Source organism: Myxococcus llanfairpwllgwyngyllgogerychwyrndrobwllllantysiliogogogochensis, assembly GCF_006636215.1.
GTDB lineage: Bacteria > Myxococcota > Myxococcia > Myxococcales > Myxococcaceae > Myxococcus > Myxococcus llanfairpwllgwyngyllgogerychwyrndrobwllllantysiliogogogochensis.
This window is the reverse complement of record NZ_VIFM01000345.1, coordinates 1-10,707: the sequence shown is the minus strand read 5'-3', so window position 1 is coordinate 10,707 and position 10,707 is coordinate 1. Positions and strand designations below refer to the sequence as shown.

14 protein-coding genes and 1 pseudogene are annotated in these 10,707 nt (G+C 69.5%); 14 read left to right on the top strand and 1 reads right to left on the bottom strand.

The features are described from left to right. The 5 genes and pseudogenes from FJV41_RS44610 to FJV41_RS44590 form a co-directional block, all read left to right on the top strand. Positions 1-820, top strand: a pseudogene (locus tag FJV41_RS44610) (LPS-assembly protein LptD); the annotation flags it as partial. Positions 821-879: 59 nt separating this feature from the next. Beyond that, complete coding sequence (locus tag FJV41_RS44605; protein WP_002634858.1) at positions 880-1,230, top strand: helix-turn-helix domain-containing protein; 351 nt, start codon at positions 880-882, stop codon at positions 1,228-1,230. Between the two features lie 157 nt (positions 1,231-1,387). Next, entirely contained in the window at positions 1,388-2,926 is a 1,539-nt protein-coding gene (locus tag FJV41_RS44600) for an Ig-like domain-containing protein (protein WP_141648736.1), read from the top strand. Positions 2,927-3,036: 110 nt separating this feature from the next. Continuing rightward, on the top strand, positions 3,037-3,753 hold the full coding sequence (locus FJV41_RS44595) for a TetR/AcrR family transcriptional regulator (protein ID WP_174455000.1): 717 nt from the start codon (positions 3,037-3,039) through the stop codon (positions 3,751-3,753). Further along, positions 3,687-4,484: an enoyl-CoA hydratase/isomerase family protein gene (locus tag FJV41_RS44590; protein WP_141648734.1), complete on the top strand. Its 798-nt coding sequence runs from the start codon at positions 3,687-3,689 to the stop codon at positions 4,482-4,484. Before FJV41_RS44595 ends, FJV41_RS44590 begins: the two co-directional genes overlap by 67 nt. 18 nt (positions 4,485-4,502) lie before the next feature. Here the strand turns inward: FJV41_RS44590 and FJV41_RS44585 are convergent, their stop codons facing one another. Next, the gene (locus FJV41_RS44585) at positions 4,503-5,501 is read right to left on the bottom strand and encodes a M23 family metallopeptidase (RefSeq protein ID WP_141648733.1); all 999 of its coding nucleotides are present in this window, start codon (positions 5,499-5,501) and stop codon (positions 4,503-4,505) included. 307 nt (positions 5,502-5,808) lie between these two features. Here FJV41_RS44585 and FJV41_RS44580 point away from each other — a divergent pair, with 307 nt between their 5' ends. The 9 genes from FJV41_RS44580 to FJV41_RS44540 all read left to right on the top strand — a co-directional run. Then, positions 5,809-6,369, top strand: coding sequence for a hypothetical protein (locus tag FJV41_RS44580; protein WP_141648732.1), 561 nt, complete (start codon positions 5,809-5,811; stop codon positions 6,367-6,369). A 9-nt stretch (positions 6,370-6,378) separates the two neighbouring features. Further along, positions 6,379-7,146, top strand: coding sequence for an endonuclease/exonuclease/phosphatase family protein (locus FJV41_RS44575; protein WP_141648731.1), 768 nt, complete (start codon positions 6,379-6,381; stop codon positions 7,144-7,146). 141 nt (positions 7,147-7,287) lie between these two features. After that, positions 7,288-7,728, top strand: a complete 441-nt coding sequence (locus FJV41_RS44570) for a phage holin family protein (RefSeq protein ID WP_141648730.1) — start codon at positions 7,288-7,290, stop codon at positions 7,726-7,728. Next, a complete protein-coding gene (locus tag FJV41_RS44565) occupies positions 7,718-7,939 on the top strand; it encodes a DUF3618 domain-containing protein (protein WP_141648729.1) in 222 nt (73 codons plus the stop codon). Before FJV41_RS44570 ends, FJV41_RS44565 begins: the two co-directional genes overlap by 11 nt. Before the next feature lie 55 nt (positions 7,940-7,994). Next, the gene (locus FJV41_RS44560; protein ID WP_141648728.1) at positions 7,995-8,195 is read left to right on the top strand and encodes a hypothetical protein; all 201 of its coding nucleotides are present in this window, start codon (positions 7,995-7,997) and stop codon (positions 8,193-8,195) included. Positions 8,196-8,231: 36 nt separating this feature from the next. Continuing rightward, positions 8,232-8,678, top strand: a complete 447-nt coding sequence (locus FJV41_RS44555) for a hypothetical protein (RefSeq protein WP_141648727.1) — start codon at positions 8,232-8,234, stop codon at positions 8,676-8,678. Between the two features lie 49 nt (positions 8,679-8,727). Next, positions 8,728-9,021, top strand: coding sequence for a YtxH domain-containing protein (locus FJV41_RS44550; protein ID WP_141648726.1), 294 nt, complete (start codon positions 8,728-8,730; stop codon positions 9,019-9,021). 161 nt (positions 9,022-9,182) lie between these two features. Continuing rightward, positions 9,183-10,100: a hypothetical protein gene (locus tag FJV41_RS44545; protein ID WP_141648725.1), complete on the top strand. Its 918-nt coding sequence runs from the start codon at positions 9,183-9,185 to the stop codon at positions 10,098-10,100. Between the two features lie 68 nt (positions 10,101-10,168). Continuing rightward, positions 10,169-10,707, top strand: a 539-nt coding sequence (locus FJV41_RS44540) for a glycosyltransferase family protein (protein WP_497812670.1), incomplete at its 3' end; no start/stop codon positions are given.

The window sequence follows — 10,707 nt, the reverse complement described above, 5'->3', positions numbered from 1 at the left end:
GTGGGGGCGGGTGCCTTCGGCGGGCGCCGAGGATGGAGGCCTTGCCCAGCCCTACGACCAGATTGATCGGGCGGTGCCGCTCGCGCTCGATGGCTCCACCCGGGGCTTTCTCCAGGGCGTGCTCGCCGTGGACCAGTCCCTGCGCGTCAAGACGGGCACCCAGGTCCGCGAGCCCCTTCGGCTTCGCATCGGTCAGGGGTTCGACCTGACCCGCTATGTGCCGGCCGCCAACAAGCTGGGAGACCCCGAGCCCGTCCTGCGGGACACCTTCGCGCGACTCAGCGCGAGCGCCGGCGTGTTGAACGCCGGAGGGCTGGTCCGGCTCGACCCCAGGTCTGGCCGCATCACCCAGCTCAGCGCGGACTTCGCCATCGACGACGGCAAGGGCAACGCCCTGTACGCGCGCTACGACGACATCCTCACCACCAGCCGGGAAGCCCTCGCCAAGGGTGATTCCCCCTTCGCCCAGGGTCCCGATACCCTCCGCCGCCCTCTAGATGCCTTGGTAGGCGGTGTATCCCGAGAAACGCCCGGCCTCCCTCCGGCCGAGCGGTCTCAAGCTCTCATCGCGGGTGCGCGTTTGAAGCTCGGATTTGGCCTCGGGGTGCGGTACGAAGCTCTGGTGCAGCCCCTTTACCAAGATCAAATAACCCAAGAGTACAAGCCCCTCGCCCAGCAGACACTGGGCGTGTCGTATGGGCCAGCGTGTGACTGCTGGCGCATCGAAGGGGTTGTGACTCTGCGACGTGATATCGGGTTGGAATTTTCCGATGTGAATGTCAGCGTCGCGGGTGTCGGATCGTTCGGTTCGGGCGGCTAGGAATCACCCCATGTGCATGGTGGTTCCACCAACCCCCAAGCAGCCAGGAGAAGTATTTCGTGTCGGACCTCGGAAAACGAATCGGCCAGCGCATCCGCGAGCTTCGTACGCAGAGGCCGGAGCGGTGGACGCAGGAGGAGCTCGCGGAGCGGGCTCAAATCAGCGTCTCTTTCCTTTCCATGATCGAGCGTGGAGAGCGTGTCCCCCACGTGGAAACGCTCGCCGCCCTGGCCAACGCCCTTGGCGTCAGCCTTGGAGAGCTTTTCACCGGAACGGAGCAGACCCTTGCCCAGACGGAGGACCTGCTGCGTCCTCTGTCTGATTTCGCGCGCGCCCGGGGCCTCACGGCACGGGACGTGGACCGCCTGCTGGGGGTCGCCCGGGTGATGTTCAGCGGCACCGCCGCCTGAATTCCACCCCGGGGGGCCCCTCGCCGGACGCAAGGGGCCCATCGGTCTTCCTGTCCTGTCCTTGACTGGACGGTAGGTAGACCGGGAAGATGATGGAAATGCGCTGTGCGCTGCTCGCGCACAGCGTGCTTCCTTCTTCGTCAAGGAGTCGTCGCTGATGCGTCCGGGTCTGGCCTCGTGGATGGCCTTCACGAGCATGGTGTTGTTGGCGTGCTCTTCGCCAGCTCCTGCCACGCTTGAGTTCGTGGATCAGTCTCCGGCTAGGCCGCGACTGGGAGAAATCACCACACTGCGCTTCCGCGCGGTGGACTCGCGAGGCATGGCGCAAGCCGGCACGCAGGTGACTTTCACCCTCCAGTCACCGGTACCGGGTGTTGAGATTTCTCCCACCGAGGGGACGACCAACCCCGGTGATGGACTTGTCTCCATGCAGGTGGTCGCCCGAGGAGGCCGTGTCGCCTCGGTGGTCGTGGTCGCGTCGGCGGGAACGGGTGCGGAGGCCAAGTCGGTCATCTCCCCGGTCATCAGCTTCGCGGGCACCAACTCCAGCTCCCGTCAGCTCACGTTCCAGTGTGGCTCGTGGTCCGGTGATGGTTCCGGTCTGCACCACGCCATTGGCGCCTGGGATGAGGCGCGGCACCTGATCGCCGGCGTGAAGGTGCGCTGCATCGCCCACGTGGGTGATCGCAACGGCGACGGCATCGAGGGCGCGCAGGTGTCCTTCCTCACCGAGGCCGGCACCATTGGCCCCACGGCCACGTCGACCACCGACGTGGTGGGCAACGCGGAGGTCCTCTACAAGACCTCGCTGCCGCTGCCGCAGGACGTGGCGCCGGGCGTGTTCACCTGGAATCCCGTCAAGGACGCCACCCACACGGGTGACTACATCGCCCCGCTGTGGATGGAGCCGTTCCTCTGGGAGAGGAACCCCCTGGCGGCCCATGGGACGCCGGCGCAGCCGTTCATCGACCGTGCCGAGCCCGAGCGCGCCGACCCCATCCGCCCGGGCATCACCAACAACCCGCGCGACAACCTGGTCGCCCTCATCGCCCTCACCACGGGCGAAGAGGCGTTCAACGACGACAACAACAACGGCCAGTTCGACACCGGCGAGGACTACGAAGACCTGACCGAGCCCTTCGTCGACAACAACGACAACGGCACCTGGGATGCTGGCGAGCGCTTCGTCGACACCAACGGCGATGGCCGGTGGAACGGCGGCAACGGCGCCTATGACGTGTCCACGCTCATCTGGGTCCAGGAGCGCATCCTCTGGACGGGCGTGCCCCACGGGTTGGACAAGGTGGACACGGTGCGGCAGATCTCCCCGCCGCCGCCGGCGACCAACGTCCACATCGACCACTTCGGCTCCGCCAGCGCGACCTTCCTCGTGTCGGACCCCTGGTTCAACCACATGGCCCAGAACTCCGAGTCGGATGGCTGCACCGGCGGCGCCGAGGGCCCCGTGCAGGTCGACCCGTTCGTCACCGGGATGATTCCGCTCACGTACCCGTCGTACAGCGTGGAGCGCTACCTCATCAGCGACAAGCACGACATCACCCAGGAGCCGCAGCCCTCGCCGTTCCCCGCGCCCGTTGCCTGGAAGACGGAAGCCCTCTGCAAGTACACCGCCGCGCAGCTCGAGGGTCACAAGGTGTTCGTCACCGCGCCCCTCGTCACGGGCGACGTGCTCTAGTCCGCCGTCTCGCGCGGGCCTCCCGGAGAAGTACCCATTGACCCCGGGGGCCCGCGTTCGTAGGGTCCACACCGGCTGATTGAAGAATCAACCGGCCGGTGGAGGACGTCGTGGGCCAGAGCAAGTCGGCGGCGGACAACGGGAATCGCGAGAGCGAGCGCCGCCGGACCATCCTGCGGGCAGCCATCGATGTGTTCGCCCGAAAGGGCTATCACGGCTGCCGCATCGCGGACGTGGCGAAGGAGGCCGGTGTCGCCTACGGCCTCGTCTACCACTACTTCAAGAACAAGGATGAGCTGCTGGAGACCGTGTTCGACACGGGCTGGAGCGGCTTCGTCACGCGCGTGCGCGCGGTGGTGGAGGGGGAGGGGGCGCTTTCGGCCAAGGTGTACGGCGTGGTGGACGTGGCCTTCGAGGCGTACCGGGTGGACCCGCGTGCGGTGAAGGTCCTCATCCTGGAGATTGCCCGCAGCCCAGCGGGTTCCCGCATCAACCGGCAGACGGCCTTCGTGGACGCCATCCGCCTGAGCTCGGAGCTGTTCATCCGGGCGAAGGAGGCGGGGGAGCTGCGCGCGGACACGGACCCGTTGCTGTCCTCCGCGCTCCTGTTCGGCGCCATCGAGATGGGGCTGACGGCGTTCGTGACGGGGCTGGCGGACTCGCGCGACGCGCAGGCGCTGGAGCGGGCGAAGGCGCAGATCGCCGATACCTTCCTTCATGGCGTGCTGGCGGACGCGTCGCCAGGCGCGGAGACCGCCGCATGGAAGCCGGAGAAGCCGTCGTCGGAGAAGTCCTCTACGAAGTCCAAGGCCCCCAAGCGCACCTGACCATCAACCGGCCCAAGGCGCGCAACGCCTTGTCGCCCACGGTGGTGAAGGCGCTGATGGACGGGCTGGAGCGCGCGGAGGCGGACCCCGCCGTCCGAGTGGTGGTGCTCACCGGCGCGGGCGAGAAGGTTTTCTGCGCGGGCGGAGACCTGGGGCAGATGGTGGGCGACGGCGGCTTCCTCGCCACCCACGAGGGGCGCCGCTCCTACGGGAAGCTGCTGACCCGGTTCCAGGAGGCGCGCAAGCCCACCGTGGCGCGCGTCAACGGGCACGCGCTGGCCGGTGGCCTGGGGTTGGTGCTCGCGTGTGACCTGGCCGTGGCGGTGGAGACCGCGGACTTCGGGACGCCCGAAATCGACGTGGGCCTGTTCCCGATGATGATGATGGCGCTGCTGCAGCGCCACGTGGGCCGCAAGCGGGCGCTGGAGCTGGTGCTGACGGGGGACAGGCTCCCCGCGCGCGACGCGCTGGCGCTGGGCCTGGTCAACCGGGTGGTGCCCGCCTCGGAGCTGGACGCCGCCGTCGCGGCGCTGGCGGGGAAGCTGGCCGGCAAGAGCCAGGCGGTGCTCGCCCTGGGTCGGCGCGCCTTCTTCACGGCGGAGGACCTGCCGCTGCCCGCGGCGCTGGAGTTCCTCGCCTCGCAGCTGTCGCTCAACGTGCTCGCGGACGATGCCGGCGAGGGCGTCTCCGCGTTCATGGAGAAGCGCGCGCCGAAGTGGAACGACCGCTGAGCGTTGCCGCCGCCGCGCTCAGGGCACGCCGAGCGCGGTGTCCCCACTGGCCACGGCGGGCGACGCGGGCGGGAAGAAGTCCAGGCGCAGCAGCGACTCGCCATCCACCCAGATGCCGTCCACCTTCACACCCCAGTGGAGGTGGGGGCCGGTGACGCGGCCGGTGCTGCCCACGAGGCCCAGATGCTGGCCCTGCTCCACCTTGTCGCCCGTGCGCACCTGGATGCGCGACAGGTGGAAGTACGCGGTGAAGAGGTCTCCGCCGTGGTGCACGAGCACCGTCTTCCCGGCGGAGTAGTTGTCGCGCGCCATCACCACGGTGCCCTCGTTGCTGGCCGTCACCTGAGCGCCCGGGTCCCCGTCGATGTCCACGCCGAAGTGCTGGCTGGACAGCTTGCCGTTGAAGGTCCGCCGGTCTCCGAAGGGCGCGGTGATGCGGTCCTGCCGGGGCCAGACGAAGTTCTGCGCGAAGTGCGGCGCGCTGAAGGGCTGGGAGAAGGCCGCCGCGAAGGCCTTCCGGTCCGCGGCGATGCGGGCCTTCACCGAGGCCGGAGGCGCCACGTACTTGCCGGACACCTTCAGCTCGCGCGACGGATAGCCAGGCTCCGCCACGTCCAGCGTCCCCGTCAGCTCCAGCGGCGCGCCGCCCAGCGACGACGGCCCCACCACCTGCACCAGCGCGCTTCCGGGCGCCAGCTCCACCGGGAGGCCCGTCACCGCGAGAAAGCCATCTCCCCACGGGAAGAAGCGCAGCGCGCGTCCCGCGAGCGTGCCCGTGGGCATGCCCGCCATGCCCCGCACCGCGACCATCACCGGGTCGCCGGGCTTCGCCGTGCCGGGCTGGAGCGAGAGCAGGGGGCGACCCTGCGCCGCCGAGGGCGCCTGCACCGAGGAGGCGGGGAGGACGACGGCCGCGGGCGTCGGCTCGGCGGCCTGGGCCTTCGCACCGAGGGCGAGCAGTGCGAGCAGCGCGTGGGAGGGCGCGGAATACAACCAGCGGGCGGGGTGCGGAGCCATGAGCGGTCCTTTACACCACGAAGTCCCGGATTCTTCCCAGGGTGAGAAGAGCAGGTGTCGGACGCCTGCCCCTTTCCCCGGGAGCGCCCGCTGGGGTGCCTGCCTGGCGACGTCCGGCCCCTCGGTCCGCGAGCGAGCGGCGCACGCCAGACATTGTCGGCACTTGGACGTCGCAGGGGGCTGGAATCGTGGGCAGGTGGGCTGGAGGGCAGGCAGCCGACTGTCAGCCATGGCGTCAAGCCGTACCGGCGCGCCTCCAGGCTTCCTAGCTTCTGCTCGAACCCAATAACCCTTTGGAGATTCGTGGATGCCTCGTCCCTATAGCTTCGACCATTTCCAGGTACCGAAGACTCTGCCGCAGAGCCGCAGCATGCGCCGGCGGGACAAGGAGCACCTCGCTCAATCCCGCTCGCAGACGGAGGAGCTGGCGGCGCGCGAAGGAGTCCACTACGGCAAGTCCTTCTCCGAGACGGAGGAGAACTTCCACGCGCGACAGATGGAAGCTCAGCTCGAGGAGCTGGCGCGTCAGGAACCCGACGGCAAGTTCTCCCACGGCATGTCGACGCCCGCCCGCGCGGCGTCGAAGCGCGCCTCGCGTGAGGACAAGGTCCGGGAGGACCAGAACAGGAAGCAGGCGTCGAAGGGGGAGCCCGTCATCCGGGGCACCTTGCCCATTGGCGCGCTGCCTCCCACGCGCGAGCAGCCTCCGCGTGGCCGGTTCCCGGACCTCATCGACGATGCGGGGCGCCAGCTGCAGACACTGCGCGGCGGTCTGGGGGACGCGGTCAAGGCGGTGGCGAGGCTGGCGGCGCTGCCCTTCGAGGTGATCCGCCTGGCCGCGCGGCGCCTCAATCCCCTCCACGGCTAGCCGCGCCCCGTGGAGCTGACGCTCGTCAGTTACAACATCCACAGCGGCATCGGGACGGACGGCCGGTTCGACCTGGGCCGCGTGGGTGAGGTGCTCCGCGAAGTCGGAGCGGACATCGTCGCACTCCAGGAGGTGGGCGACTTCCGCGCGCGCACCTCGCGCGAGGACCAGCCCGAGCACCTGGCGGACATGCTCGGGATGCACATGGCCTTTGGCCCCAACGTGGTGCGCAACGGCCGGCGCTACGGCAACGCCATCCTCACGCGGCTGCCCATCCTCCACTCGAAGAACTACGACTTGAGCGTGGGGCGGCGCGAGCCTCGGGGCGCGCTGCGCTGCGACCTGGACCTGGGCGGGGGACAGCAGCTCCACGTCTTCTCGCTCCACCTGGGCCTGCGGGTGTCCGAGCGGCGGCGCCAGGAGGCGTTGCTCCTGGGCTCGGACATCCTCCGGGACGCCGTGCGCAAGGACCCGGCCGTGGTGTGCGGGGACTTCAACTACTGGGGCAACGGCGCGGTGCCTTCGCTGGTGCGCCAGGCCATCCACGACGCGGCGCTGGAGCTGGGCACTCCCGCACGGACCTACCCCACGCGGTGGCCCGTGCTGCGGCTGGACCGGATTTACGTGGACGCGGGCGTCCGGCCGCTCTCCATCCACCCCCACCGCACGGAACGCAGCCGGATTGCATCCGACCACCTGCCGCTCGTCCTGCGTTTCGCGGCGCCCATCGCCGAGGTGGCGTCGTCCCCCTCTCCACCGGTGGAGCTCATCGGGTAGCGTGGGGGGAACGGCGGGCGCGTTGAGTGGCCGACGCTTGCGAACGCCGGACAGAAACGCCGGGAGGAGGTTGTCCCGGAGGGCAGGGGTGCCTAGGTTGGCGCCACTTCTGTGAGGACGTGAGCGCCGGCCGGAGAGTGAATGCACGTGGGGAGCGAACAGACGGAGCGTGGCCTCGCCGCGCTCGTCGGCCGCATGGCGGACAGCTTCAGCCGCCTGGTGACGCAACATCTCCAACTGGCGCGCCTGGAGCTCGCGGAGGACTTGAAGGCCACGGGCATGAACGTGGCGATGATCGCCGCCTTCGTGCCCTTCATCCTGGTGGGGTATGCCTTCGCGTGCGGTGCGCTCGCGGCGGTGCTGTCCGCGTACCTGGGATGGGCCGGGGCGCTCGGGGCGGTGTCGCTGCTCAACCTGGTGGCGGGCGGGGGCGGCATCGCCTGGGCGCTGCAACGACTGAAGGCACGGCGGATGATGGACGACACGGCGGATGAGTTGACCCGTAGCATGGCGGCCCTCTCCACTCCGGCCCCGGTACCCGTGGGCAACCCGCTCTTGAAGGAGTCTTCGAATGGGCGCTAGCAATGGACACCCCAAGCCCGTGGGCCCTCGCACCAGCGCGGGGCTGCGCGAGGACATCGAGCGGACGCGCGCGGAGCTGGCCACGTCGGTGAGCGCGCTGCGCGAGGAAGTGGCGGTCGCCGCGGACTGGCGCGAGTGGGTGCGGCGTCATCCGCACGAGTGCGTGGCCGCGGCCTTCGCGGTGGGATTCCTGCTGGGCTCGCGCCGCTGAGCGCGCGGGCCGACGACTTCGTGGTTTCACCCTTTGAATCGAGGAGAACGCCTTCATGGACATGAACCCGCAGCAGGTGGCCGACCGGGCCCGACAGCTTCAGGACCGCGTGGTGCCGCAGATTGATGAGGCGCGGCAGAACCTGGTCGACATGAACAACCGCGTGGTGAGCTTCATCCGCGCCAACCCCGGGACGTGCCTGTTGGGCGCGGTGGCCGTGGGCTTCCTGGTGGGGCGCATCGCCTCGCGTCGCTGAGTGGCACCGCTGACGCAAATACGAGAGAGGGCACTCATGACGAACTATCCAGGGGCTTCAGGTAACGGCAACCCTTCGTCGCGGGAGCATGGCTCCGACGCGGGGTTCGGCCAGCGGGTGGACCAGATTGGCTCGGAGGCGCAGCAGCTCTGGAGCGATGCGAGGGGCGCGGTGGATGACCTGGGACAGACGCTGGACCTGCGGGGCCGCGTGGAGCGCAACCCGTACGGGATGATGGCGGCCGCGCTGGGCGTGGGCTACGTGCTGGGCGGTGGGCTCTTCACGCCGCTGACGGCGCGCATCCTCAAGCTGGGCGTGCGGCTGGCGGCGCTGCCCTTCGTGAAGGACGAGCTGCTGGGCATGGCCGAGACGGCCTTCCAGGGTTATCAGACGGGGCGGAGCGTGGTGGGCTCGCCCGCGCGGGAAGGCTCCGCGTCGGCGGATGCGTCCGCAGCGGGGACTCCGCGCCCTCCGTCCTACTAGCGTTTGCTGTCTCATCTCCCCACGACGTAACAGCCTGTTGGAGTCGCGAATGAACCTGAACGCCCTCAAGAAGATGGACAAGGACGACCTGCTCAACCTCATCGGTCTGGAGAGCCGTCGCAGCGCGGCGGAGGATGTGTTGCCGGTGCTGGGCGCCTTCGCGGCGGGCATCCTGGTGGGCGCGGGCCTGGGCCTGCTCCTGGCCCCGAAGGCGGGTAACCAGCTCCGCGATGACCTCAAGCAGCGGCTGCAGAGCGGCCAGGACTATCTGTCGAACACGCTGGGCCGGGGTGAGACGTCGCCCTCCCAGGGTGCGCAGCCGCCGGTGTCTCGCACCGCGTGAGCCTTGCGTCCGTGCGCACAGCGCGGACCGTGACGTGAGGGCCTCCATCCGTGTGCCGCGAGTCGGCGTCGGGTGGGGGCCTTCGTGTTTTCGCGAGCAGGGGCGGCGCCAGGCCCGGATGAGAACGGCTCTGTTCGAGGCAGGGTGTAGACTCCGTCGCCGTGAGTGAGACGACAAAGGGTGGGGCGTTGGGGCCCGTGAGCGCGGCGGCGGGGCCGGAGGCGGCGCTGTCGCGGCTGCGCGCGCTGGAGACGCTCGAGTCGGGCTACGAGGCGTGGCTGGAGTTGAAGGGGGAGCATGCGGCCTCCTCGGCGCGGTTCCGGGAGGAGCGGGAGCGGTTGGATCAGCAAGGCTCCTTCCTGCTGGGCGCCGTGCGCGCGGCGGGCCTGGAGTCGACGTCGTCTCCGGAGCCGGGGCTGGTGCCCACGTCGGCATCGGCGGGTGACTTCCTGCGCGACGCCGAGGAGAAGCTTTCGAAGACGCGCGAGGTGCTCGCGGCGCGCGAGGCCGAGTCCGAGGCGGGCTACTCAGCGGCCTTCGCGGAGATTCGCGCCACCCTGAAGGACCGCGTGCAGCGGCACCTGGCGGTGCATCGTCCGCGCCTGACGTTGCTGTTGCGCCGCGTGGGAACGGAGCGCTCCATCCTTCATGTCGAGCGTGTGTCCGGCGACACGCCAGTTCTGCTGTGCATGCTCTTCACGGGAAGGATTCCGTCGCGGTATGGCTTCCTCCTGGATGACTCGACGGAGGATGTGGCCCTGCCTCCCGCGCCGCTCTATCCGGACGAGGGCGTGGCGTCCGCGGACGTGAGACCGGATGCCTCCGCGCTGGTGGAGCGCGTGCGCGTGGCGGGCGAGGTGCTTCCGGTGAAGGGCATGTTGCCGCTGGCCGTTCCGCGTCCGGGAGGAGGAGAGGACTTCTTCCGACTCCTGCAGCGTGGGGCCGTGCTCGAGGTGGAGGTGGTGGAGGGCTCGACGTTTCGCAACGTCCTTGGCCGCGAGGAGTCCGAGCGCTTCGCGGGGCACCTCTTGCGCCTCAAGCTGGCGGGGCGCATCGACCTGGACATCGAAGCGGGCTGAAGTCGATGGCAAGGACTGGGCACCCCGCCTTCGAAAATGGCGGCGACCTCTGGTAGACGCGACGCTCCGTGTCCGACGCCAGCCCCTCGAGCCCCAGTCCCTCGCGCCATCCGTGGTGGCCCCTGCTGCTGGTGGGGGCTGGTGCCTGGCTGCTTCGAGTCGCGGGCTTCTTCCACCGGGGCGGCGCGTTGGGCTACCCGGTGGACTACGACGAGGGCGTCTACTTCAGCGCCGCCGCGCTCCTGTCGCAGGGCGTGTTGCCTTATCGCGACTACTTCTTTGTTCATCCTCCAGGCCTGGCGGTGCTGCTGTCGCCCCTGGCCGCGCTCACCCGTGTCTTTGATTCAGCCACGGCCTTCACCGTGGTTCGCTGGTTCATCCCCGTCCTCGGCGCCCTGAGCACGGTGCTGAGCGGACGCATCGCCCAGGAGCGGTGGGGGATGCGGGCGGGGCTCGTCGCGGCGCTCGTGTATGCGGTCTACCCAGAGGCCGCTGCGACGGAGCGAGGCCCGTTCCTCGAACCGCTGCTCAACCTCACCTGTCTCGGGATGGCATGGGTGTGGCTTCGCCCGGGTGGGGAGGGCGTGGCTCGGCGACAGGATGGGTG

What these genes read in the sequence shown, in the direction of transcription:
- FJV41_RS44565 (WP_141648729.1), top strand. Translation starts at nt 7,718, where the DNA reads ATGGGCGCTAGCAATGGACACCCCAAGCCCGTGGGCCCTCGCACCAGC.
- FJV41_RS44560 (WP_141648728.1), top strand. Translation starts at nt 7,995, where the DNA reads ATGGACATGAACCCGCAGCAGGTGGCCGACCGGGCCCGACAGCTTCAG.
- FJV41_RS44600 (WP_141648736.1), top strand. Translation starts at nt 1,388, where the DNA reads ATGCGTCCGGGTCTGGCCTCGTGGATGGCCTTCACGAGCATGGTGTTG.
- FJV41_RS44580 (WP_141648732.1), top strand. Translation starts at nt 5,809, where the DNA reads ATGCCTCGTCCCTATAGCTTCGACCATTTCCAGGTACCGAAGACTCTG.
- FJV41_RS44555 (WP_141648727.1), top strand. Translation starts at nt 8,232, where the DNA reads ATGACGAACTATCCAGGGGCTTCAGGTAACGGCAACCCTTCGTCGCGG.
- FJV41_RS44585 (WP_141648733.1), bottom strand. Translation starts at nt 5,501, where the DNA reads ATGGCTCCGCACCCCGCCCGCTGGTTGTATTCCGCGCCCTCCCACGCG.
- FJV41_RS44570 (WP_141648730.1), top strand. Translation starts at nt 7,288, where the DNA reads ATGCACGTGGGGAGCGAACAGACGGAGCGTGGCCTCGCCGCGCTCGTC.
- FJV41_RS44590 (WP_141648734.1), top strand. Translation starts at nt 3,687, where the DNA reads ATGGAAGCCGGAGAAGCCGTCGTCGGAGAAGTCCTCTACGAAGTCCAA.
- FJV41_RS44550 (WP_141648726.1), top strand. Translation starts at nt 8,728, where the DNA reads ATGAACCTGAACGCCCTCAAGAAGATGGACAAGGACGACCTGCTCAAC.